This is a genomic window from Sphingosinicella ginsenosidimutans (genome assembly GCF_007995055.1).
Classification (GTDB): domain Bacteria; phylum Pseudomonadota; class Alphaproteobacteria; order Sphingomonadales; family Sphingomonadaceae; genus Allosphingosinicella; species Allosphingosinicella ginsenosidimutans.
The window spans coordinates 2,705,789-2,728,603 of the sequence record NZ_VOQQ01000001.1; the positions used below are offsets into that span (position 1 = coordinate 2,705,789).

Annotated in this window: 22 protein-coding genes; 13 read left to right on the forward strand and 9 right to left on the reverse strand. The window is 67.6% G+C overall.

The window, feature by feature from the left end; translation table 11 throughout:
- Positions 1 to 10: 10 nt before the first annotated feature.
- Both FRZ32_RS13475 and gltX read right to left on the reverse strand, forming a co-directional pair.
- Positions 11 to 1,294, reverse strand: coding sequence for a citrate synthase (locus tag FRZ32_RS13475; RefSeq protein ID WP_147044488.1), 1,284 nt, complete (start codon positions 1,292 to 1,294; stop codon positions 11 to 13).
- Positions 1,295 to 1,296: 2 nt separating this feature from the next.
- Positions 1,297 to 2,721 carry a glutamate--tRNA ligase gene (gltX, locus tag FRZ32_RS13480; RefSeq protein WP_243445300.1) on the reverse strand — a complete coding sequence of 475 codons (1,425 nt, stop codon included), beginning with the start codon at positions 2,719 to 2,721 and terminating at the stop codon, positions 1,297 to 1,299.
- Between the two features lie 88 nt (positions 2,722 to 2,809).
- Between gltX and FRZ32_RS13485 the strand changes: the two genes are divergently transcribed.
- Entirely contained in the window at positions 2,810 to 4,930 is a 2,121-nt protein-coding gene (locus FRZ32_RS13485) for a ComEC/Rec2 family competence protein (RefSeq protein WP_243445301.1), read from the forward strand.
- A gap of 14 nt (positions 4,931 to 4,944) precedes the next feature.
- Here the strand turns inward: FRZ32_RS13485 and FRZ32_RS13490 are convergent, their stop codons facing one another.
- The 4 genes from FRZ32_RS13490 to FRZ32_RS13505 all read right to left on the reverse strand — a co-directional run bounded on the left by FRZ32_RS13490 (position 4,945) and on the right by FRZ32_RS13505 (position 8,578).
- Positions 4,945 to 5,286, reverse strand: a complete 342-nt coding sequence (locus tag FRZ32_RS13490) for a VOC family protein (protein WP_147043997.1) — start codon at positions 5,284 to 5,286, stop codon at positions 4,945 to 4,947.
- A 2-nt stretch (positions 5,287 to 5,288) separates the two neighbouring features.
- Positions 5,289 to 5,939 (reverse strand): transcriptional repressor LexA, encoded by a 651-nt coding sequence (gene lexA, locus FRZ32_RS13495; RefSeq protein WP_147043998.1) that lies wholly within the window; start codon positions 5,937 to 5,939, stop codon positions 5,289 to 5,291.
- A gap of 99 nt (positions 5,940 to 6,038) precedes the next feature.
- Positions 6,039 to 6,620 carry an anthranilate synthase component II gene (locus FRZ32_RS13500; protein ID WP_147043999.1) on the reverse strand — a complete coding sequence of 194 codons (582 nt, stop codon included), beginning with the start codon at positions 6,618 to 6,620 and terminating at the stop codon, positions 6,039 to 6,041.
- Positions 6,617 to 8,578, reverse strand: a complete 1,962-nt coding sequence (locus FRZ32_RS13505) for a peptidyl-prolyl cis-trans isomerase (RefSeq protein ID WP_158635937.1) — start codon at positions 8,576 to 8,578, stop codon at positions 6,617 to 6,619. The genes FRZ32_RS13500 and FRZ32_RS13505 overlap by 4 nt, the downstream gene beginning before the upstream one ends.
- A gap of 124 nt (positions 8,579 to 8,702) precedes the next feature.
- Between FRZ32_RS13505 and tpiA the strand changes: the two genes are divergently transcribed.
- The 5 genes from tpiA to FRZ32_RS13530 all read left to right on the forward strand — a co-directional run bounded on the left by tpiA (position 8,703) and on the right by FRZ32_RS13530 (position 13,842).
- The gene (gene tpiA / locus FRZ32_RS13510) at positions 8,703 to 9,452 is read left to right on the forward strand and encodes a triose-phosphate isomerase (RefSeq protein ID WP_147044001.1); all 750 of its coding nucleotides are present in this window, start codon (positions 8,703 to 8,705) and stop codon (positions 9,450 to 9,452) included.
- A 64-nt stretch (positions 9,453 to 9,516) separates the two neighbouring features.
- Positions 9,517 to 9,918, forward strand: a complete 402-nt coding sequence (secG, locus tag FRZ32_RS13515; RefSeq protein ID WP_147044490.1) for a preprotein translocase subunit SecG — start codon at positions 9,517 to 9,519, stop codon at positions 9,916 to 9,918.
- 92 nt (positions 9,919 to 10,010) lie between these two features.
- On the forward strand, positions 10,011 to 11,645 hold the full coding sequence (locus tag FRZ32_RS13520) for a CTP synthase (protein WP_147044002.1): 1,635 nt from the start codon (positions 10,011 to 10,013) through the stop codon (positions 11,643 to 11,645).
- A gap of 61 nt (positions 11,646 to 11,706) precedes the next feature.
- Positions 11,707 to 12,168: a DUF3833 family protein gene (locus tag FRZ32_RS13525; protein WP_147044003.1), complete on the forward strand. Its 462-nt coding sequence runs from the start codon at positions 11,707 to 11,709 to the stop codon at positions 12,166 to 12,168.
- 93 nt (positions 12,169 to 12,261) lie between these two features.
- Entirely contained in the window at positions 12,262 to 13,842 is a 1,581-nt protein-coding gene (locus tag FRZ32_RS13530) for an MFS transporter (protein WP_243445302.1), read from the forward strand.
- A gap of 17 nt (positions 13,843 to 13,859) precedes the next feature.
- Here the strand turns inward: FRZ32_RS13530 and paaZ are convergent, their stop codons facing one another.
- Together paaZ and paaG are read right to left on the reverse strand one after the other, a co-directional pair.
- Positions 13,860 to 15,878 carry a phenylacetic acid degradation bifunctional protein PaaZ gene (gene paaZ, locus FRZ32_RS13535; RefSeq protein WP_147044004.1) on the reverse strand — a complete coding sequence of 673 codons (2,019 nt, stop codon included), beginning with the start codon at positions 15,876 to 15,878 and terminating at the stop codon, positions 13,860 to 13,862.
- Positions 15,879 to 15,923: 45 nt separating this feature from the next.
- Positions 15,924 to 16,703, reverse strand: coding sequence for a 2-(1,2-epoxy-1,2-dihydrophenyl)acetyl-CoA isomerase PaaG (paaG, locus tag FRZ32_RS13540; protein WP_147044005.1), 780 nt, complete (start codon positions 16,701 to 16,703; stop codon positions 15,924 to 15,926).
- A 71-nt stretch (positions 16,704 to 16,774) separates the two neighbouring features.
- On the opposite strand from paaG, the gene pcaF reads away from it, so the two are divergent.
- The 7 genes from pcaF to paaE all read left to right on the forward strand — a co-directional run bounded on the left by pcaF (position 16,775) and on the right by paaE (position 22,232).
- Positions 16,775 to 17,977 carry a 3-oxoadipyl-CoA thiolase gene (gene pcaF / locus FRZ32_RS13545; RefSeq protein WP_147044006.1) on the forward strand — a complete coding sequence of 401 codons (1,203 nt, stop codon included), beginning with the start codon at positions 16,775 to 16,777 and terminating at the stop codon, positions 17,975 to 17,977.
- Positions 17,978 to 18,274: 297 nt separating this feature from the next.
- Positions 18,275 to 18,427, forward strand: a complete 153-nt coding sequence (locus tag FRZ32_RS15355; protein WP_158635938.1) for a hypothetical protein — start codon at positions 18,275 to 18,277, stop codon at positions 18,425 to 18,427.
- A gap of 73 nt (positions 18,428 to 18,500) precedes the next feature.
- Positions 18,501 to 19,481 carry a 1,2-phenylacetyl-CoA epoxidase subunit PaaA gene (paaA, locus tag FRZ32_RS13550; protein WP_147044007.1) on the forward strand — a complete coding sequence of 327 codons (981 nt, stop codon included), beginning with the start codon at positions 18,501 to 18,503 and terminating at the stop codon, positions 19,479 to 19,481.
- Positions 19,482 to 19,596: 115 nt separating this feature from the next.
- The gene (gene paaB, locus FRZ32_RS13555; protein ID WP_147044008.1) at positions 19,597 to 19,881 is read left to right on the forward strand and encodes a 1,2-phenylacetyl-CoA epoxidase subunit PaaB; all 285 of its coding nucleotides are present in this window, start codon (positions 19,597 to 19,599) and stop codon (positions 19,879 to 19,881) included.
- On the forward strand, positions 19,878 to 20,672 hold the full coding sequence (gene paaC / locus FRZ32_RS13560; RefSeq protein WP_147044009.1) for a 1,2-phenylacetyl-CoA epoxidase subunit PaaC: 795 nt from the start codon (positions 19,878 to 19,880) through the stop codon (positions 20,670 to 20,672). The genes paaB and paaC overlap by 4 nt, the downstream gene beginning before the upstream one ends.
- Before the next feature lie 44 nt (positions 20,673 to 20,716).
- The gene (gene paaD / locus FRZ32_RS13565; RefSeq protein WP_243445303.1) at positions 20,717 to 21,154 is read left to right on the forward strand and encodes a 1,2-phenylacetyl-CoA epoxidase subunit PaaD; all 438 of its coding nucleotides are present in this window, start codon (positions 20,717 to 20,719) and stop codon (positions 21,152 to 21,154) included.
- Position 21,155: 1 nt separating this feature from the next.
- Positions 21,156 to 22,232 (forward strand): 1,2-phenylacetyl-CoA epoxidase subunit PaaE, encoded by a 1,077-nt coding sequence (gene paaE, locus FRZ32_RS13570; RefSeq protein ID WP_147044011.1) that lies wholly within the window; start codon positions 21,156 to 21,158, stop codon positions 22,230 to 22,232.
- On the opposite strand, the gene FRZ32_RS13575 is transcribed toward paaE, so the two are convergent.
- Positions 22,220 to 22,795 carry a TetR/AcrR family transcriptional regulator gene (locus FRZ32_RS13575; protein WP_147044012.1) on the reverse strand — a complete coding sequence of 192 codons (576 nt, stop codon included), beginning with the start codon at positions 22,793 to 22,795 and terminating at the stop codon, positions 22,220 to 22,222. The genes paaE and FRZ32_RS13575 overlap by 13 nt on opposite strands.
- Positions 22,796 to 22,815 lie beyond the last annotated feature (20 nt).

The following is a 22,815-nucleotide window of genomic DNA, read 5'->3' on the forward strand; positions in this document are numbered from 1 at the left end:
CAGGCGGCGCCTAGCGCTGGTCCACCGGCACGTAGTCCCGCTGCGTCGCGCCGGTATAGAGCTGGCGCGGCCGGCCGATCTTCTGGTCCGGATCGGCGATCATCTCGTTCCACTGGGCGACCCACCCGACGGTGCGGGCGAGGGCGAAGAGCGCGGTGAACATCGAGGTCGGGAAACCGATCGCAGAGAGGATCACGCCCGAATAGAAATCGACGTTCGGGTAGAGCTTCTTCTCGATGAAATAATCGTCGTGGAGGGCGATCTGCTCGAGCTCCTTGGCGACGTCGAGCACCGGATCGACGATGTTGAGCTCCTTCAGCACCTCGTCGGCGGTCGCCTTCATCACCTTCGCCCGCGGATCGAAATTCTTGTAGACGCGGTGGCCGAAGCCCATCAGCCGGAAGGGATCGTCCTTGTCCTTGGCGCGGGCGATATATTCGGGGATATGTTCGGGCCGGCCGATCTCGCGCAGCATGTTGAGCGCGGCTTCGTTGGCGCCGCCATGGGCCGGACCCCAAAGGCAGGCGATCCCGGCCGCGATACAGGCAAAGGGGTTCGCGCCCGACGAGCCGGCCAGTCGCACCGTGGAAGTGGACGCATTCTGCTCATGATCGGCATGAAGGATGAATATCCGGCGCATCGCCCGTTCGATGATTGGATTGACCTCATAGGGCTCGGCCGGGACGCCGAAGGTCATCCGCAGGAAATTGCCGGTGTAGCTGAGGTTGTTCTGGGGATAGAGGAACGGCTGGCCGATCGAATATTTGTACGCCATCGCGGCGATCGTCGGCATCTTGGCGATGAGCCGGTGCGAGGCGATCATCCGCTGCTCGGGATCGGTGATGTCCGTGCTGTCGTGATAGAAGGCCGAAAGCGCACCGACGACGCCACACATGATCGCCATCGGATGCGCGTCGCGCCGGAAGCCGCGATAGAAGGTCGCGAGCTGCTCGTGCAGCATCGTGTGGCGGGTGATCGTGTGGGTGAACTTCTCAAGCTCCGCCCTGTTCGGCAACTCACCGTTCAGGAGGAGGTAGGAGACCTCCATGAAGGTCGAATTTTCGGCGAGCTGATCGATCGGATAGCCACGGTGGAGGAGGATGCCCGCCTCGCCGTCGATATAGGTGATCGCGCTCTGGCAGGAGGCGGTCGAGGTGAAGCCCGGATCGTAGGTGAAGACATCGGCCTGGCCGTATAGCTTGCGAATGTCGATCACGTCGGGGCCGACCGATCCGCGCATTACCGGATAGTCGAAATTCTGGTCGCCGATCGTCAGGCTGGCCTTGTCCGCCATGGTCATTTTCCCTTCCCGGTCATCTGGTCCCCGATCCGGGCGAGGCTTTCGTCCCGCCCGAGCAAAGCCAGCACATCGAATATGCCCGGCGACGTCGCCCGCCCGGTAAGCGCGGCCCGCAATGGCTGCGCGACCTGGCCGAGCTTGACGCCTTCGGCTTCAGACACCTCCCGCACGGCCTGCTCCGTCGCCTCGACGGTCCACGTGTCGAGCTTTTGAAGAGACTCGTGGACGAGGGCGAGCAGGTCTCGCGCCGCGCCTTCTAGCAGGGCCGCGGCCTTCTCGTCCACGTCCAGCGGCCGAAGCTTGAACAGAAATTGAGCTGCCTCTGCCAACTCGTTCAAATCCTTGGCCCGAGGGGTCAGGACCGGCATCGCGCGCGTGAGCAGATCGATGTCGCCCGCATCGAGGCCGCGGCCCAGCGCGCCCTCGATCCGGTGATCGATCAGCGACGCGATCCGCCGAGGGTCGGCGGCGCGCAGATAGTGGCCGTTGAGGTTCTCGAGCTTCTTCATGTCGAAGCGGGCAGGGGCGCGGCCGACCTGCGGGAGATCGAACCACTGGATCGCCTCCTCGCGGCTGATGATCTCGGCGTCGCCATGACCCCAGCCGAGCCGGAGCAGATAGTTGAACAACGCCTCCGGCAGCATGCCGAGCTCGTCGCGATAGGTTTCGACGCCGAGCGCGCCGTGCCGCTTCGAAAGCTTCGCGCCATCGGCGCCGTGGATCAGCGGAACGTGGCCATAGGTGGGAACCGGCCAGCCCATCGCGCGGATGATCGCGATCTGGCGGAAGGCGTTGTTCAGGTGATCATCGCCGCGGATCACGTGCGTGACGCCCATGTCGTGATCGTCGACGACCACGGCAAGCATATAGGTCGGCGTCCCGTCCGAGCGGAGGAGGACGAAATCGTCGATCTCCTCGTTGCGGACGGTCACCCGCCCCTGCACCGCATCGTCGATGCTCGTTTCGCCTTCCTGCGGGGCCCTGAGGCGGACGACGAAGGGCTGATCGGCCGGGCCGTCGTCGCGGTCGCGCCAGGGACTGCGGATTCGGAACGGCCGCCGCTCCTTCTGCGCGGCCTCGCGCTGCGCGGCCAGCTCTTCCTGCGTCATCCAGCAGCGATAGGCATGGCCGCTTTCCAGCAGCGCGCGCGCGACCTCGGCGTGGCGCGCCGCGAAGTGCGACTGGAACCAGGCGTCGCCGTCCCAGTCGAGCCCGAGCCACGTCATCCCGTCGAGGATCGCGTCGATCGCCGCCTGGGTGGAGCGCGCCTTGTCGGTGTCCTCGATGCGAAGCACGAAGCGGCCGCCGAAGCGCCGTGCATATAGCCAGTTGAACAGGGCGGTTCGCGCGCCGCCGATGTGGAGGAATCCGGTGGGCGAGGGCGCGAAACGGGTGACGATGGCTTGCGGACTTGCGCTCACGCGCGGCTTCTCCAAGGATGAGGGTCATGGCGACCCGGAAGGCAAGCGCCCCTAGCACAGCGAGTCATCCGGGCGAAAGCCGGGACCGGTGAGCGACGCGCTCGCCGATTTTGCGTCCCCCCGGCGCGCCCTCTGGATCGGCGCGGTGCGGGACCGTCTGATCGAAATCGCCGAGGCCGAGCGCGACCAGTTCCCGCTTTGGCTCCCGGTCGGACTGATGGTCGGCATCGCGGCCTGGTTCACGCTTCCCGGTCGGGACGGATGGATTGCCTTCCTGCTCGGCGCCGGAGCCGTTGCGGCGGGCGGCTTCGCGCTTTCCGAGTCCAGTCGATGGAGCCGGGCGCTCGGCATCTTCGCGCTGGCCGCCGGCATCGGTTGCGCGCTCGTTTGGGTCCGCGCGGAACGGGTCGCGGCCCCGCGGCTGGACCGACCACAGCTGATGACCTTCACCGGACAGGTCGAATCGGTCCAGGCGCTGCCGGGCGATGGCGCTGAGCGATTGCTCGTCGCGCCCGTCGGCCCAGGCCTCCCGGCCCGTCTTCGGCTCAACGTGCCGTCGGAACGCACGGTTTCCGGCCTCGTCCCCGGGGCGACGATCCGCGCGCGCGCCTGGATGATGCCGCCCGCGCCGATGGCCGCGCCTGGCGCCTATGATTTCGCTCGCGCCGCCTGGTTCCAGAAGATCGGTGGATCGGGGCGCGCGCTCGATCTCGAGGTCGTGGCGCCGCCGGCCGGGCGCGGCTGGAATGCCGGCCTCTCGGCCCTTCGCCAGCGCCTCTCCGCGCATATCCGCGGCCGATTGGGCGGCGGAGAGGGGGCCATCGCCGCCGCGCTCGCGACCGGCGACCAGGGCGCGATCCCCGACGATGACGCCGATGCCATGCGGCGGGCCGGGCTTACGCACCTCCTGTCGGTCAGCGGCCTTCATCTCACCGCCGTGGTCGGGGCGGTCATGTTGCTGACGCTGAAACTGCTGGCGCTGAGCCCGACCTTGGCGCTCCGGTTCCGTCTTGTCGCGATCTCGGCGGGCGTCGGCGGGATCGCCGGCGTCGCCTATACGCTGCTGACCGGCGCCGAGGTGCCGACGATCCGTTCCTGCGTCGCCGCGCTGCTCATCCTCGCGGGGATCGCGCTGGGACGTGAAGCGCTGACCTTGCGGCTGCTCGCGGTCGGGGCCTTGATCGTGCTTCTGCTCTGGCCCGAATCGCTGGTCGGCGCGAGCTTCCAGCTGAGCTTTGCCGCGATTGCCTCGATCGTGGCGCTCCATGAAAATCCGCGCATCCAGGCGCTGCTCGCGCGCCGCGACGAGGGGCGGCTCCTCCGGCTCGGCCGCTTCCTGTTCGGCCTGGTGCTTACCGGCCTGGTCGTCGAGACCGCGCTGGCGCCGATCGCGCTCTTTCACTTTCATCGCACCGGCCTGTACGGAGCCGGCGCGAACGTGATCGCGATCCCGCTCACCACCTTCATCATCATGCCGCTGGAGGCACTGGCGCTGCTGTTCGATGCCGTCGGGATGGGCGCGCCATTCTGGTGGCTCGCGGGCAAGGCGCTGTCGGCGCTCCTCTGGCTGGCGCACATGACGGCGAGTTTGCCGGGAGCGGTCGCGATGCTCCCGACGATTCCGCGCCCCGCATTCGCGCTGATCGTCGCCGGCGGCCTGTGGATCTGCCTGTGGCGCACAAGCTGGCGCGCCTTCGGCCTCGTCGTTGTCGCCGCCGGCACCATCTGGGCGGTCGCGACGCCGGCGCCCGACCTCATCGTCACCGGCGACGGGCGCCACCTCGTGCTTCGCGACGATGCCGGGCGCCTCGCGCTGCTGAGGCCGCGCGCCGGCGATTATGTCCGCGACCTGCTGGCCGAGTTGTCCGGAGCGGAACCCGATTATTACGATCTCGGCACATTACCGAATGCTGCGTGCAGCAGCGATCTATGCATGGCCGATCTGACACGCGGCCATCGCCGCTGGCGGATCGTCGCGACCCGGTCCGGCTATCGCTTGCCCTGGGCGGAGATGGTCCGGGCCTGCGCCGGTGCCGACATCGTCGTTGCCGATCGTCGCCTGCCGCGCGGCTGCACACCTCGCTGGCTCAAGGCGGATGCAACCCTGCTTCGACAGACGGGCGGGCTCGCGATCACCCTTGGCGCCACGCCGCGCGTCGCGACCGTCGCAGCGGCCGAAGGCGCCCATCCATGGGTCGGGTCGCGCTGAGCGACGCAGGGTGATCAGCCGTGATCCGCCTCGACGCAGGCGAGCTCATTGCCATTGGGGTCGAGGAACTGGAAGCGCCGGCCACCGGGAAAGGCGAAGATCGGCCTGACGATCACGCCGCCCGCCTTCGTCACGGCTTCCAGGGCAGCATCGAGATTCTCGACATCGATGACCGGCAACGGCGCCTTGGTCATCTCCTCGGCATCGCCCTGCAAGCCGATGTCGGTGTCGCCGGTCACCGTCGCCGCGTAGGTCGGCCCGAACTCGGCCAGGGTCCAGCCGAACGCCGTCTCGTAGAAGACCTTGCCCGCGCCGATCGCGCGGACGGGCAGCTCGACATAATTCAGACGGGCCATAGTCAATAGCGCCGCAGCAGTCCCGCGAGCCGGCCCTGGATCTGGACCTGCTCCGGCCGATAGCGCTGAGGATCATATTGGCGATTGGCCGGGTCGAGGCGGATCATCCGCCCTTCGTGGCGCAGTGTCTTGAGCGTCGCCTCGGCATCGTCGATCAGCGCGACCACGATCTCGCCGTCGCGCGCCGTCTCCTGGCGGCGGATCAGCGCATAATCCCCGTCGAGGATGCCGAGCTCGACCATCGAATCGCCGGCGACCTCGAGCGCATAATGTTCGCCCGGGCCGAGCAGGGCGGCCGGAACGGGCAGGGTGTCCGTGCCTTGCAGCGCCTCGATCGGCGTGCCGGCCGCGATCCGGCCGTGGAGTGGGATGTCGAGCACGTCATTGGCGGCGCGCGGCGGCGTGGGAGGAGCAGCCGAGACGCTGGCCGCGCCGCGCACCTCGGGCACCTTCAGCACCTCGAGCGCGCGCGCCCGATTGGGCAGGCGCCGGATGAAGCCGCGCTCCTCAAGTGCCGAGATCAGCCGGTGGACGCCACTCTTCGACTTGAGGTCCAGCGCCTCCTTCATCTCCTCGAACGAGGGGGACACGCCGCTCTGATGGAGGCGTTCGTCGATGTAGAGCAGCAGTTCCTGTTGCTTTCGCGTCAGCATCCGGTCCCTCCCGATGGAACATCTGCGGAACGTGTATGGAACGTTACGGGCGCTGTCAAGCATGTGCGCGCTCCGGGCCGTCCTTGCCCGACGCCCTCCCTAGCAGGGCCTTTCCAGGAAATTCCGCAGCAGCGCGTGGCCGTGCGCGCTCGCGATGCTTTCGGGGTGGAACTGGACGCCGTGGAGCGGCAGGTCGCGGTGCCGAAGGCCCTGGATGGTCCCGTCCGAGGCCTTCGCATTGATCGTCAGGGCGGCCGGAAGGCTTGCCCGCCCGACGACGAGCGAGTGATAGCGCGCCGCCATGAATGGCGTGGGGAGGCCGGCGAACAGGCCCTGTCCATCGTGATGGATGGCGGATGACTTGCCGTGCATCGGCACCGGCGCATGTTCGATCCGTCCGCCGAACGCCGCGGCAATCGCCTGAAGACCAAGGCAGATGCCGAGCAAGGGCCGCCGTGCCGTGGCGCAGGCATGGACGAGTTCGATGGAAATGCCGGCCGCATCCGGCGCGCCGGGCCCGGGGGAGATCAGGATGCCGTCGTCGCCGGCCGCGAGCGTCTCCGCAGGGGTCAGGGAGTCATTGCGCACGACGCGCACTTCGGCCCCGATCTCCTTCAGATAATGGACGATGTTCCAGGTAAAGCTGTCGTAATTGTCGATGACGAGGATCGATCGGGTCACTCCGTCGCGCTGCCGATCAGCCGCGCCTTCACCGCCGCGATCTCCTGGTCGTTGCGGTTGATCCGGCTCTGCATCTGGATGGCCCGGGCGAACTGGTCGGCGAGCTCCTCGGACGCGCTCCGCGAGAATTCGGCGCGCGTCGCGGTGATCATCTCGGGATGGCCGCTTGCGTCGCCAGGCGTGCGCTGCTGGTGATAGACGACGTACCAGCCGGCATTGTTCGGCGCCGGGACCAGCTGGGCGCGGCGCTCGGGGAGACTGAACAAAGCAAGGAGCGGCGGCGCGATCTGCTGGCCGCCGCGTGACAGATCGGCGCGGCGCATGTCGATCGGCCGGGGCGCCGGCATCGCCGGCTGCGCCTGGGCGAAGGCCTGGGCCGGGGCGGTGCCGCGGTTGATCGCGTCGGCAATCTGCTGGGCGATCTGACGCGAGCGCTGGAGCGCCATGTCCTGGGCCGCGGCGTCCCGAACGCGATCGTGGATCTGGGCGAGCGGCGGTGGCGCGGCGGGGATCGCACGCTCGATGCCGAGCAGCGCATAACGTTCATTCTCGGTGATCGGCTGGATCACCGGCTCCGGATGCTCGGCGTCGATCTCGAAGGCGGGCTGGAGCAGCGGCTGGAGCTCGGCCGGCGCGGTGAACGGCTGGTCCGGCGACTGGCCCGCCTGGGTCAGCGGCGGGGTCGTCACGAGTTGCAGATGCTCGGCCTGCGCGATCTCGTTCAGATTGGCTCCGTCCGAAATCCGGTCCTGGATCCGGTTGATGATCGCGGTGAAGGCGTCGTTCGCCTTCTGCTGGGCGATGGCGGATGCGATCTCGGCGCGGACGCTCTCGATGGGCCGCGCGGCGGAGCGCTGGATCGAATCGACGCGAACGACATGGAATCCGAACGGGCTGCGGATCGGCCCGACGACGCCGCCCTGAGCCGCGGCGAACGCGGCCTGGGAGACCTGAGCGGACGTCGCGGTCGCGAACTGCTGCGCGGTCTGGCCGTTGAAGGTGATGTCGCTGGCGGCGAAGCCCGCGCCGCGGGCCGCCTCGGCGAAGCTGGTGCCGCCGCGGACGCGCTGCGCGAAGGCCTGGGCCGCCGCCTGGGTCGGGAGCACGACCGACTGGAGGTTGCGCGTCTCGTGCGCCGCATAAGTGGCGGCATGGCTGCGATAATAGGCCTGGATTTCGGCGTCGGTGGCCTGGGTCTGCGCGGCGATCTGGTCACGACCGATCACGGCATATTGGATCACCCGCCGTTCGGGAATGACGAAGCGGTCGCGATGGCCCCGGTAAAAGGCCTGGATCTGGGCTTCGGTCGGATGGATTCCGGCGACGAGCAGCTGCGCCGGGACCACGCCGATCGAGCCGACCCGCCGTTCGAGCAGGAGATTGGCATATTCGCGAGCGACGCCCTCGGGCACCCGCGCGGTGAGCGCGATCGGGCCGAGCAGCTGCCGCTGCATCAGCTGCTGGGCGATATCCTCGCGCAGCTCGGCCTCGGTCACGTTCTGGCTCGCAAGCGCGGCGCGCATCGCATTTTCGTCGAACTGCCCGGTCACGCCGCGGAAGGCGGGAATATTGACGATCTCGCGGTCGACCATGCGCTGCGACACCGTCAGCCCCTGCGCCGTCCCGAACGACTGCACCGCCATGCCGACAATCAGCTGGTTGATGAGCTGCTCATAGGTGCCGTTGCCGAGGAAGGCGGCGAGAGTCAGGCCCGGCTGCTGCTGGCGGGCCATGTTATATTGCCGGTTGATCGTGTCGGTGAGCTTCTGTTCCGCCAGCTTGCGCCCGTCGACGGTCGCGATCGTGGTGCCCGTCGCCTGTCCGCCGCCGGCGATCAGCGAATCGATGCTCCCGAACCCGCCCGTGCCGAAGCCAGTGATGACGATGGCCAGCAGCGAGATGAACAGGATGATGCCGGTGAGGATCGCGCGGGTGCGGCGCTTGGCGGAGGAAACCATAAGGAAATGTCGTCCTGACGAGACCGAGTTTCGCGGGGTCATAAAGGGGCCGCCACTCTCCCGCAAGCTTGGCAGGGGAGAGCGCGCCTGCTAGGCGGCGCGGCCGCAAAGGAGCTGATCCACCATGCATCTGCGCCGCAAGCTCATCGCCGGCAACTGGAAGATGAACGGCAATCTCGCCGCCCTGGCGGAGATCGCCGCGACAGCCGATGCGGCGCGCGAGATCGCCGGGGTCGATGTCGCGATCTGTCCGCCATTCACCCTGATCGCGCCGGCGGTGACGCGATCGGGTGGTCTCGTCATCGGAGCGCAGGATTGCCATGCCGCCGAAAGCGGCGCCCATACCGGCTGCGTCTCCGCGTCGATGGCGAAGGAAGCGGGCGCCCGCCTCGTCATCGTCGGCCATTCCGAGCGGCGCGCGGACCAGCATGAATCCGACGCGGATGTCCGCGCCAAGGCGGAAACGGCGCTTCGCCACGGCCTCACGGCCATCGTCTGCGTGGGCGAGAGCGAGGGCGATCGCGCAGCGCGCGGCCATGTCGCTGTCGTCGAACGCCAGCTCGCCGGCTCCCTTCCCGATTCGTGGGAGGAGGGTGAGCTTGTCGTCGCCTATGAACCGATCTGGGCGATCGGCACCGGCAAGGTCGCCACGCCCGCCGACATCGGCGAGATGCACGGGGCGATCCGCGCCGCCCTGGTCCAGCGTTTCGGCGATCTCGGGGACCGCATCCGCATCCTCTATGGGGGATCGGTGAAGGCCGACAATGCGGCGGCGATCTTCGGGGTCGCCAACGTTGATGGCGCGCTGGTCGGCGGAGCAAGCCTCACGGCGGCGCAGTTCGTGCCGATCATCGAGGCCGCCGCGGCGAGTTGAATCCCTGAAGGCGATCGACTAGATCGCCGGCGACCCGTTTTTCCGAAAGAGCTCGATGTCCGGCCTGTTCACCTTCATTCTCGTCATCCAGGCGCTGGTCGCCCTCGTGATGATCACCGTCATCCTGATGCAGCGCAGCGAAGGTGGCGGCCTCACCGGCGGAAGCCCCTCGGGCCTGATGACGGCGCGCGGCGCCGCCGACTTCCTGACCCGCACGACATCGATCAGCGCGACGATCTTCGTCATCCTATCGATCCTTCTCGCGGCGCTGGCCGCCAATACCAATCGCGGCAGCCGGATCGACGCCTCGCTCGCCCAGCCCAATCCGTCGTCGCCCTCGCGGTCGATCAATCTCGGCCCGACGCCGGGCGCGCCGGCTCCGGGGGCGACGGCGCCCGCCACCGCGCCGACGCCGGCGCCCGTCACGACCGGCAACCAGTCCGGCGGGGTCCCGCTGGCGCAATAAGCGGATCGGTGATCGCGGCGGCGATGCGGGGAAAATAAATCCCGCATCGGCGCTTGCCCGAATCCGTCGCGTCCTCTTAAGGCTCGACTCCCATGACGCGGTTCATCTTCATCACCGGCGGCGTGGTCTCATCGCTTGGCAAGGGCCTGATGGCGGCATCGCTCGCCGCCTTGCTCCAGGCGCGCGGCTACAAGGTGCGCCTTCGCAAGCTCGATCCCTATCTCAACGTCGATCCGGGCACGATGTCGCCCTATCAGCACGGCGAGGTCTATGTAACCGACGACGGCGCCGAGGCCGATCTCGATCTCGGTCATTACGAGCGGTTCACCGGCGTTCCGGCGCGACAGAGCGACAACGCCACGTCGGGCCGCATCTATCAGGGCATCATCAGCCGCGAGCGGCGCGGCGACTATCTCGGCGCGACCGTCCAGGTGATTCCGCACGTCACCAATGCGATCAAGGATTTCATCCGGGCCGATCTGGACCCCGATCTCGATTTCCTGATCTGCGAGGTCGGCGGCACCGTGGGCGACATCGAATCGCTCCCCTTCATCGAGGCGATCCGTCAGTTCCGCAACGAGGAGGGCAGGGATCGAACGCTCTCGATCCACACGACGCTGGTGCCCTTCATCGCCGCGGCCGGCGAGCTCAAGACCAAGCCGACGCAGCACAGCGTGCGCGAGCTGACCAGCCTCGGCATACAGCCCGAGATCATCGTGTGCCGGACCGAACATCCGCTGCCCGACAGCGACCGCGCGAAGATCGCGCTGTTCTGCAATGTCCGCACGGAAGCCGTCATTCCCGCGCTCGATGCGAAGAGCATCTACGCGGTCCCGCAGCAATATCACGAGGCGGGGCTGGACACCGAAGTGCTCCATGCGCTCGGCCTCGCCGCCCCAGCGCCCGACATGCGCCGGTGGGACGACGTGCTCGATCGCCTGTTCAACCCGGAAGGCGAGGTCACGATCGGGGTGGTCGGCAAATATGTCGGCCTGCCGGATGCCTATAAGAGCCTGACCGAAGCGCTGATCCACGGCGGCCTCGCCAATCGGGTGAAGGTCAACATCCAGTGGCTCGATGCGGAACTGTTCGAACATCCGGGATCGGAGATCGCGGGCGCGCTTGAACCGATGCACGGAATCCTCGTCCCGGGCGGCTTCGGCGAGCGCGGATCAGAAGGCAAGATCGCCTCCGTCCGCTTTGCGCGGGAACGCAAGGTGCCATTCTTCGGCATCTGCCTGGGCATGCAGATGGCCTGTATCGAAGGGGCGCGGAACACGGCCGGGATCGCCGGCGCCGGCTCCTCCGAATTCGGCGCCCAGGCGGAACCCGTGATCGGCCTGATCACCGAATGGATGAGCGACGAGGGGCTTCAGAAGCGGGCCGAGGGCGGCGATCTCGGCGGGACGATGCGTCTCGGCGCCTATGAGGCGACGCTGGCCGGGAACAGCGCGGTGCGGTCCATCTACGGCAGCGACCGGATCTTCGAGCGTCACCGGCACCGTTATGAGGTCAATATCCACTATCGTGACGCGCTCGAGAAAGGCGGCCTGATCTTCTCGGGGATGAGCCCCGATGGCGAGCTGCCGGAGATCGTCGAGCGTGCGGACCATCCCTGGTTCATCGGTGTCCAGTTCCACCCTGAGCTGAAGTCCAAGCCGTTCGCGCCGCACCCGCTCTTTGCGAGCTTCATCGAAGCGGCGGTAAAACAGTCGCGGCTCGTCTGAACCCGCGCCGGGTCTCCATCGTTGCGCCACCATCCTCCGGGGCGAGTCGCCGCCTGTGTTCATGTCGCTCGTCGCCCTGCTGCTGCTGCAAGCGATGTCGCCGGCGAGCGGACCGGAGTCTTTCTTCATCGGCCGGACCGAGGGCGAGGGGACGGTGCGGATCATCCTCTCCGGTCACCATGGCGTGCGGGTGCGCAGCCGCGGGCGGCTTGAGGCGGACGGCGCGTTGCGGCTCGATCAGACCGTCGACGAGGAGGGCAAGGCGCCACGCCATCGGACCTGGCGAATCGTCCGTGACGGCCCCGGCCGAATCGGCGGAACGATCAGCGACGCCCGCGGCCCCATCCAGGGCGAGATCCGCGGAAACCGGCTCGACATCCGCTATCGGAGCATCGAGGGGCCCACGGTCGAGCAGCAGGTGACGATCCAGCCGGGCGGGCGGATCGCGCACAACCGCATGATCTTCCGCCGCTTTGGCATCGTCGTCGCGACGATGGAGGAAACGATCCGCCGCGTCGATTGAACGCGGCCTTCTTTATCCGCTGGATCGCGCCATTGTTTGCGCTAACATCGCGCAAATCCACCGGGGCGGCACGATGACAGATTGGGTGCAAGCTTGAGATCCGCCGCCACCTTCGCGGATCGTCGCGGCGTCTGGGCGTTCGCCCTTGGCGTCGCCGCGGTGACCGTCGGCGTCCTGCTCCACCTGCCCATGTTCTGGATGGGGCGGATGAACCACTTCATGCTGGCCGGGATGCCGATGGGCGGCGACATGCTGGCCGGCATGGGACTGATCATCGGCGGTTGCTTCGTCGCCGCCTACGGCCTGCTCCCCCGCGATATTTCGAGATCGGTGGAGACGGCGCGCGCCATCGAGATCACGGCGCCGGAGGATGCGCCGCTTTCCTCCGCCCATTGGGGCCTGATGGCGGTACTGGTCGTCGCGCTGATCATCGACGTGATGAAGCCGGCCTCCCTCGGCTTCACCATTCCGGGCATGGTCCACGAATATGGCGTGCCGCGAGAGCGGGCGGCGCTCGTGCCCTTCTTCGCGCTGGTCGGCACCGTCTGTGGCTCGGTGATCTGGGGCGTGATCGCCGACATTTACGGGCGCAAGGCGTCGATCCTTCTTTCGGCGGTGATGTTCGTCGGCACCTCGATCTGCGGCGCGATGCCGAGCCTCGCCTGGAATATCGGCATGTGCTTCATGATGGGGGCCGCTGCCGGCGGGATGCTCCCTGTCACCTATGCCCTTCTCGCTGAAATGATGCCGAACCGTCACCGCGGCTGGAGCCTCGTTCTCGTCGGCGGACTCGGCGCGGTCGGCGGCTATTTCGCGGCGAGCGGCCTTTCGGCGCTGCTCCAGCCCTTTTTCGGCTGGCGGATCCTGTGGCTGCTCAATCTCCCGACCGGGCTCTCGCTGGTCCTGCTCGGCCGGTTCATCCCGGAATCGGCAAAATTCCTGATCGCGCACGGCCGGGATGGCGAGGCGCGCGCGGTGATGGCGCGCTTCGGCGCACGGATGCGCGCGGCCGGGCCGGCAAGGACCGAGAGCCAGACCGCGAGGAAGGCGCCCCTGACCGGCTTCGGCCTGCTTGCCAAGCTCGCCGCCCTCAGCCTCGCGGCTCTGTGCTGGGGCCTGGTCAACTTCGGCCTGCTGCTCTGGCTCCCCGCCGATCTCGTTGCGAAGGGTTATTCCATGGAGGTGTCGAGCCGCCTGCTCGCCGAATCCTCGCTCATCGCCTTTCCGACCGTCTTCCTCGCGGCCTGGCTCTACAGCCAGTGGAGCACGAAGCGCGCGGTGCTCGGATCGGTCGCTGTCACCATCGTCGGACTGGCCTGGGTGATTGCGCTGGACGTCCGGGGGCATGGCAATCCGGTGCTTCCGATCGCCTTGCTGATCGTCGGCACCAACGGCCTTGTCGCGATGCTCCTTCCCTATGCCGCCGAAAGCTTTCCGCTGCGGGTTCGCGGCCGTGCGACGGGCTGGGTCGCGGCCTGCACCAAGGCGGGTGGCGTCCTGGCGCAGTTCCTCGCCATTCTCGGCCTCGTCCCAGCGCTCGGCGTCAGCGCCGCGCTGATCGCCGCGCCGACCCTGCTGGCACTCATCCTCATCCTTCGTTTCGGCCAGGAAACACGCGGGCGGGATCTGCGCGATCTCGACGAGGCCATGCTCGGTTCCGGCGCCGCGCTTTAGCCGCGCCCGAGCGATGCCTAGGGCATGTTCATGGTCAAAAGGTCGTAGGTCGCGGCGAGCTCGTCCTTCTGGTTGAACACCTGCACGGCCCAGCGAACCTCGCCCATCTCCTCGTTGCGAACGCTCTTGGACTTCACGGTCAGCTCCACCCGCATCGAATCGCCGGGATAGAGGGGGGTCAGGAAGCGCAGATTCTCGAGCCCGTAATTGGCGAGCACCGGGCCCGGCGCCGGATCGACGAACAGGCCGGCGGCGAAGGAGAGGATCAGATAGCCGTGGGCGACCCGGCCGTCGAAGATCGGGTTCGCCTTCGCCGCCGCCTCGTCCATATGGGCGTAGAAAGTGTCGCCGGTGAAATGGGCGAAATGCTCGATCTCCTCGAGGCTGACCGTCCGGCTCGCGGTCTTGAGCGTATAGCCGATCTCCAGCTCCGAGATGCGCAGCCGGAAGGGGTGGACGTCGCCGGTCTTCTTCTCCGCCCCCGGCAGCCATTGCCCGATCACCGCCGAGAGCATGTCCGGCGATCCCTGGAGCGCGGTGCGCTGCATATAATGCTTCACGCCGCGCACCCCGCCCATCTCCTCGCCGCCGCCGGCCCGGCCGGGCCCGCCGTGGACGAGGACGGGAAGGGGGGAGCCGTGGCCGGTCGATTCCTTCGCGCTCGTTCGATCGAGGATCACCATCCGGCCGTGATAGGCGCCGGCGCCGAGGACGAACTCGCGCGCCACCGCGCGATCGAAGGTGAAGAGCGAGAGCGCGAGGCTTCCCATGCCACGATTGGCGAGCGCGATCGCGTCGTCGAGATCGCGATAGGGCATGATCGTGGAGACCGGCCCGAACGCCTCGACATCGTGCACCGCCGCCGATCCCCACGGATCGTCGGCGCGGAGCAGGATCGGCGAAATGAAGGCGCCGCCGCCGGGCACGGGCGCGGCGCCGGGATCGCCGGCGACGATCCGCGCCGATTTCGCGAGCTCCGCTACCGCCGCACGCACCGCGTCGCGCTGGGCGAGGCTGGCGAGCGCGCCCATCTGCACGCCTTCGTCGCGAGGATTGCCGATGCGGACCTTCGCCAGCCGTTCGGCCAGCGCCGCCTCGAGCGCATCGAGATGCTCGGCCGGCGCCATCGCGCGGCGGATGGCGGTGCATTTCTGCCCCGCCTTGGCGGTCATCTCGCGCGCCACTTCCTTGACGAAGAGGTCGAATTCCGGCGTGCCGGGCCCGGCGTCCGGCCCGAGGATCGAGGCGTTCAGGCTGTCGCGCTCGGCGACGAAGCGAACGCTCTCGCGGCCGATGACCGGGTGCGATTGCAGCTTCATCGCCGTCGCCGCCGATCCGGTGAAGCTCACCACGTCCTGGCAGGTCAGCGGATCGAGCAGATCGCCCGGAATGCCGACGAGCAGCTGCACCGTGCCGGGCGGGAGCACCCCCGCATCGATCATGATCCGGAATGCCGCTTCGGTCAGATAGGCGGTCTGGCTCGCTGGCTTCACGATCGCCGGCATGCCCGCGAGCAGGGTCGGGGCGAGCTTTTCGAGCATTCCCCAGACCGGGAAATTGAACGCGTTGATATGGATCGCGACGCCCTGGAGCGGGGTGAAGACGTGCTGGCCAACGAAGGTGCCGCCCTTCGACAATGGCTCCATCGCCCCGTCGATCAGCACCCGGCCGTTGGGCAGCTCGCGCCGGCCCTTGGAGGAGAAGGAGAAAAGGGTTCCGGCGCCGCCCTCGATGTCGATCCAGCTGTCGCTGCGCGTCGCGCCGCTTTCGTAGCTGAGCTCGTACAGCTCCTCCTTGCGCGCCATGATCGCATTGCCGAGCGCCTTCAGCATCAGCGCGCGCTCATGGAAGGTGAGCTTGCGAAGCGCCGGGCCGCCGACCTTGCGGGCGTGATCGAGCATCGCCGCATAATCGAGCCCGCTTGCGCCCGTCTCGGCGACCACCGCACCGGTCACCGCGCTGCGCACCTCTTCAAGGTCGCCCGTGCCGGAGACCCATTGGTCGGCGGCATAATTGAGCAGCTTCAGCGTCTTCATCTTGTCACCCTAACAAAAAGGCCGGGGGGTTGAGCTGTGCACGGGCTATTTACCCGTGAAATTCGGCGTTCTTTTTTCCATGAACGCGGCCACGCCCTCGCGATAATCGTCGCTGAACCCCAGCTCGCGCATCGCATCGCGCTGGCGATCGAGCTCGGCATCGAGGCTCTGGCCCCAGCTCGCCCGGATCATCGCCTTGATCTTCGCGAGCCCGCGCGTCGGGCCGGCGGCGAAGCGCGCGGCGAGCGAATCCACCTCGGCATCGAGCGCCTCGTCCGCCACCGCCTTCCAGATCAGGCCCCAGGCCGCGGCGCGATCGGCCTCGATCGGCTCGCCGGTCAGCGCCAGGCCGAGCGCCCGCGCCTGGCCGACAAGGCGCGGGAGGACCCAGGTGCCGCCGCTGTCCGGAATGAGGCCGATCGCCGCGAAGCTCTGGATGAACTTCGCGCTCTTCGCCGCGATCACGATGTCGCAGGCCAGCGCGATGTTCGCCCCGGCACCGGCCGCGACCCCGTTCACGCGCGCGATCACCGGCATCGGCAGCGACACGAGCCGGCGGATCAGCGGATTGTAATAGGTCTCCACCGAATGGCCGAGATCGACCGCCTCGCCGGGGGCGACGGCGCGGTCGCCCAGATCCTGCCCCGCGCAGAAGCCGCGCCCCGCGCCCGTGAGGATCAGGCAGCGCGCCTCATCGAGGCTCTCCAGCGCCGCGGCGACCTCCTCGTGCATCCGCACGGTGAAGCTGTTGAGCCGATCCGGCCGGTTCAGCGTCAGGCGCGCGACGCCGGCCTCCACCTTGAAGTCGATGGTCTCATAGGTCATGGCTTCCTCCTAACCCGCCATCGTCCCATTACAAACCTCTTCGTCCCGAGCGGATGGGTTGGAGACTGCTGATGACCCAAGCCTATATCTGCGATGCGATCCGGACCCCGATCGGACGCTATGGCGGCAGCCTCTCGTCGGTCCGTGCCGACGATCTCGCCGCGCACCCGATCAGGGCGCTGATCGAACGCAATCCAGGCGTCGACTGGGGTGCGCTCGAGGATGTGATCTACGGCTGCGCCAACCAGGCGGGCGAGGACAATCGCAACGTCGCGCGCATGGCGGGGCTGCTCGCCGGGCTGCCGGAGACGGCGGGCGGCGTGACGCTGAACCGGCTCTGCGGCTCCGGCCTCGATGCGGTCGCGATGGCGGCGCGGACGATCCGCAGCGGGGAGGGCGGCCTGATCGTCGCCGGCGGCGTCGAGAGCATGAGCCGCGCCCCCTTCGTCGTCGCCAAGGCGACCAGCGCCTTCGATCGCAAGGCGGAGATGTACGACACGACGATCGGCTGGCGCTTCGTCAACAAGCTGATGAAGGCGCAGTTCGGCGTCGATTCGATGCCCGAGACGGCCGAGAATGTGGCCGAGGAATTCGGTATAAGCCGCGAGGATCAGGACGCTTTCGCGGCCGAGAGCCAGCGCCGCGCCGCCGCCGCGCAAGGCAATGGCCGCCTCGCCGCGGAGATCGCGCCGGTTTCGATCCCCCAGCGCAAGGGCGACCCCATCATCGTCGACCGCGACGAGCATCCGCGCGAGACCAGCGCCGAGGCGCTGGCGAAGCTGAAGCCGATCGTGAAGGAAGGCGGCACCGTCACCGCCGGCAACGCCTCGGGAGTCAATGACGGCGCCGCGGCCTTGCTCATCGCCTCGGAGGAAGCCGCGAAGGCCAACGGCCTGACGCCCCGCGCCCGCATCCTCGGCGCCGCCGTCGCCGGCGTGCCGCCCCGCATCATGGGCATCGGCCCCGCACCGGCGAGCGAAAAGCTGCTCGCCCGCCTCGGCCTCGGCGTTGACCAGATCGACGTCATCGAGCTCAACGAAGCCTTCGCCGCCCAGGGCCTCGCCGTGATGCGCCGCCTCGGCCTTCGCGACGACGCGCCGCACGTCAACCCGAACGGCGGCGCCATCGCCCTCGGCCACCCCCTCGGCATGTCCGGCGCCCGCCTCGCTTTGACCGCGACCGAGGAACTGCACCGCAAGGGCGGCCGCTACGCCCTCTGCACGATGTGCATCGGCGTGGGGCAGGGTATCGCGATGGTGATCGAGCGGGTGTGATATAATTTGCGCGATGAGGGGGGAAGAGACATGAATTTTATCGGAATTAGATCCATCTTGCTCATCTTGGGTACGAGTTTAGCCGTTACGCTCGTGCCGTCGTCGGGTCTCGCTCAGCGTATATCGACACAGGAAGCTCGGGCCCGCGTCGCGTCGGTTCGAGCCGATGAGGCCCGTATCATCGAACGTTATCCTGCCCTGTCGAGAATAGACCAGGCCGTTAGGAGCGATTGTGCGGCAAAGAATGAGGGAACATCCGCCGACAGCGACTTTTGCGGTTGCGCGGCCGCTGTCACGATGAGCCTCTGGCGGAGCGGCATCGATCCGCAGATGATCACGCGGCTTCAGGACTATCTCAGCCATCCGGAGACGGTCGCGCCGGATAGCTTCCTGGCCTATCAGGGACCGGAACTCTATCGGCCGTTATGCGCGCTCGCCCTGAGGCGGTAGGAGGCGTCCCGGAGCGCCTATTCTTTGACCGATCGGTCGATTAATGCTATGCAGGCGTCCAAGGAGCTGGCGCATGTACACCACCGAGATGCAGAAGACGGCGCAAATCGCCTCCACCGAGGAACCCGACAAGCTTGCAGCCTTCGAGGCGCGGGTCGCGGCGGACGAGTTTATCGAGCCGAAGGACTGGATGCCCGAGGCCTATCGCCGGACGCTCACCCGGCAGATCAGCCAGCACGCGCATAGCGAGATCGTCGGGATGCTGCCGGAGGGGAACTGGATCACGCGCGCCCCCTCGCTGCGGCGCAAGGCGATCCTGCTCGCCAAGGTGCAGGACGAGGCGGGGCACGGCCTCTATCTCTATTCGGCCGCCGAGACATTGGGCACGAGCCGCGAGGAGATGATCGAGGCGCTCCATTCGGGCAAGGCCAAGTACAGCACCATCTTCAACTATCCGACGCTCACCTGGGCGGATATCGGCGCGATCGGCTGGCTGGTCGATGGCGCGGCGATCATGAACCAGGTGCCGCTGCAGCGCACCTCCTACGGTCCCTATGCCCGCGCGATGGTCCGCGTCTGCAAGGAGGAGAGCTTCCACCAGCGCCAGGGCTATGAGATCATGATGCACCTCGCCGCCGGAACCCCGGCACAGAAGCGGATGGCGCAGGATGCGCTCGATCGCTGGTGGTGGCCCTCCTTGATGATGTTCGGGCCGACCGACGACAACAGCCCGAACACGGCCCAGTCGATGCGCTGGCGGATCAAGCGCGACACCAATGACGAACTTCGCCAGAAATTCGTCGACATCACCGTGCCGCAGGCGGACGCGATCGGCCTTTCCGTGCCGGACCCCGAGCTCAGGTGGAACGAGGACAAGGGCGGCTATGATTTCGGGCCGGTCGACTGGGAGGAATTCTACGCGGTCGTGCGCGGCGAGGGGCCGGTCGCGAAGGAGCGGATGAAGGCCCGCCGCGAGGCATGGGAAGAGGGCGCCTGGGTTCGCGAGGCCGCCGCCGCTTATGCGGAGAAGCATGCGGCAAGGCGGGCGGCGTGACAGCCGTTCTTCGTCATTGCGAGCGTAGCGAAGCAATCCAACGCGGCGGCTGGTGCCTGTTCGGATTGCCGCGTCGCTTCGCTCCTCGCAATGACGGCTTCAGGGAGCAGGCGGCATGAGCAAGGATTGGCCGCTCTGGGAAGTGTTCGTCCGCGCCAAAGGCGGGATGTCGCACCGCCATGTCGGATCGGTCCACGCGCCCGATGCGGAGATCGCGCTTCGGCACGCGCGCGACACCTATACGCGGCGCCAGGAGGGGGTCAGCCTGTGGGTCGTCCCCTCGGCCGAAATCACCGCCTCCGATCCGTCGGATGATGCCGCCATGTTCGATCCGGCGGAGGACAAGATCTATCGCCACCCGACCTTCTACAACATCCCCGACGACGTGAAGCATATATGAAGGACGAGACCCGCACCCAAAATCCTCCCCGTGCCGGGGAGAATTTGGTGCTGTTCGATACGCTCCTCCGCCTCGGGGACGACTCGCTGATCCTCGGCCAGCGTCTCTCTGAATGGTGCGGACATGCGCCGTCGGTGGAGGTCGATCTCAGCCTCGCGAACATGGGGCTCGACCTGATCGGCCAGGCGACGCATTTCCTGGGCGCCGCCGGTGCTGCCGAGGGTAGGGGGCGCGACGGCGATGCGCTCGCCTTCCGGCGCGACGTGCTCGATTTCCGCAATTGCTGGCTGGTCGAGCAGCCCAATGGCGATTTCGCGCAGACGATGGCGCGCCAGTTCCTTTTCTCGACCTGGCAGCAGATGCTGTTCGATCGGCTCACGGCCTCGACCGACGCGACCATCGCCGCCATTGCCGCCAAGGCGGTGAAGGAAGTCACCTATCATGCCGAGCTTGCGGCGGAATGGGTGGTCCGGCTCGGCGACGGCACCGAGGAGAGCCGGCGGCGGATGGCGGCCGGGCTCGACTGGATGTGGCGCTTCATCCCCGAATTGTTCGAGATGGACGAGATCGCGACCGAGGCCGCCGAGCGCGGCATCGGCACCGACGTGACGCTGTTTCGCGCCGATTATGACGCGCGCATCGCCGCGGTGCTCGCCGAGGCGACGCTGGAGGCGCCCAAGGACCAGCGGCCGATCGTCGGCGGCCGGCGCGGCCACCATAGCGAGCATCTCGGCCACATCCTCGCGCCGATGCAGTTCCTCCAGCGCACCTATCCGGACGCGACATGGTAGCCGCCGATCACGCTGGCTTGCGGTCGCTCGGGAAGAACGAGGTCGTGGGTCGCATCCGGGCGGTTCTGGAGCAGGTCCCCGATCCCGAGATACCGGCGCTTTCGATCGTCGATCTCGGCATCGTTCGTGACGTGACGCCGGCACGCGTGCTGCTGACGCCGACCTATACCGGCTGTCCCGCGACCCTCGCGATCGAGGCGATGGTGCGCATCGCGCTCGATCAGTCGGGCTTCGGGGACGTCGGGATCGAAACCACCTTGTCGCCGCCCTGGACGACCGACTGGATCAGCGCGGAGGGCCGCGCGAAGCTCAAGGCCTATGGAATCGCCCCGCCAGTCCCGGCCGGCACACGCGCCGTCGAATGCCCGCAATGCGGATCGACGGCGACCGAGGAGGTGAGCCGCTTCGGTTCGACCCCGTGCAAGGCGCAATGGCGCTGCCGCGACTGCCTCGAGCCGTTCGACCTGTTCAAGTGCCACTGAGATGAGCGCCGGTTTCCACACCCTCACCATCGCCGAAGTGATCGACGAGACCGCCGAGGCCCGCTCGATCCGCTTCGCCGTGCCGGATGATCTGCGGGAGACCTTCAAATTCAAGCCAGGCCAGCATTTGACGCTCAAGGCTGAGATCGAAAATGAAGATGTCCGCCGCAATTATTCGCTCTGCGTCGCGCCGCAGGACGGGATGCTCACCGTCACCGTCAAAAGGATTGCCGGCGGGCTCTTCTCCAATTGGGCGAACGACAGGCTGAAGCCCGGCGACGCGATCGAGGTGATGCCGCCGCACGGCAGCTTCACGCGCGATTTCGACGCGGCCGCCGCCAATCATTATGTCGCCTTTGCCGGCGGCTCGGGCATCACGCCGGTCATGTCGCTGCTAAAATCGGCCATGCTCGACGAGCCGAAGAGCCGGTTCACGCTCTTCTACGGCAATCGCGACAGCAGCTCGATCATCTTCCTCGACGCGCTCGCGCAGCTCAAGAATCGTTTCATGGATCGGCTGGAAGTCCATCATTTCCTTGCGGAAGAGGCCGAGGATATCGCCTTGTTCAACGGGATGCTCGATCGCGCGAAGTGCGACGAGATCCTGGAAATGCTGGTCGACCCCGCCGAGGCCGCGGCCTTCTTCATCTGCGGGCCAGGGCCGATGATGGACGCGGCGGAGGAAGCGCTGCTCGCGCGCGGCGTCGATCGCGACCGCATCCATATCGAGCGGTTCACCGCCGGCCGCACCTCGGCGATGGCCCAGGCGCAGATGCAGGCGCTGAGCCGCGAGGCATCCGGGGCCGCGATGACGGTGACCCTCGACGGACGCACGCGTCGCGTCGCCTTCGATGCCGCGGCGGGGAACATCCTCGATTCCGCGCGCGCCGCCGGCCTGCCCGCGCCCTTCGCCTGCAAGGCGGGCGTCTGCGCGACCTGCCGGGCGAAGGTCGTCTCGGGCGAGGTCGAAATGGCGGCGCGCTATGGGCTGACGGACGAAGAGGTGGCGGCAGGCTATGTGCTGACCTGCCAGTCGGTGCCCAAAAGCGGGGACGTCGTCATCGATTACGACGCCTGAATTCCGCCGAGCATGATCTCCACGGCGAGATCGGCGAGCGCGTCGGCGGTGAGCGCGCCGTCCGGACGAAACCAGCTGTGCGTCCAGTTGATCATGCCGAAGAAGAGCATCGCGATGGGCATCGCCGGCGCGTCGGGACGCAACGCCTCGATCGGGCCGACGACCGCCGCGATGATCCGCCGCTGGCGCGCCACCACCTCCGCCCGCCGCGCCGGCGGGAGATTGTCGAGCTCGTTCAGCAGCACCTTGTGGCGATCCTCCGCGCCGACATAGAGCCGCATGAAAGCGCGTGTCAGCGCGCGGAGCCGCGCCTTCGCATCCCCGCTTTGCGTCGCTCCCTCCGCGGCCGCGACCAGATCGTCGAGATGTGACGTCATGACGGCGTAAAGCACGTCATCCTTTGACGGAAAATAGTGATAGACGAGCGACTTGGACGTGCCGCAGGCCTTGGCGAGATCGGCCATCGAGGCGCCTGAAAAGCCCCGCGCGGCAAACAGGCGCGCCGCGGCATCGAGGATCGCCTCGCGCCGCTTGTCGTAATCGGGCGATTGGGGCCGCGCCATGCCCTCACCCTAGGGCTGCG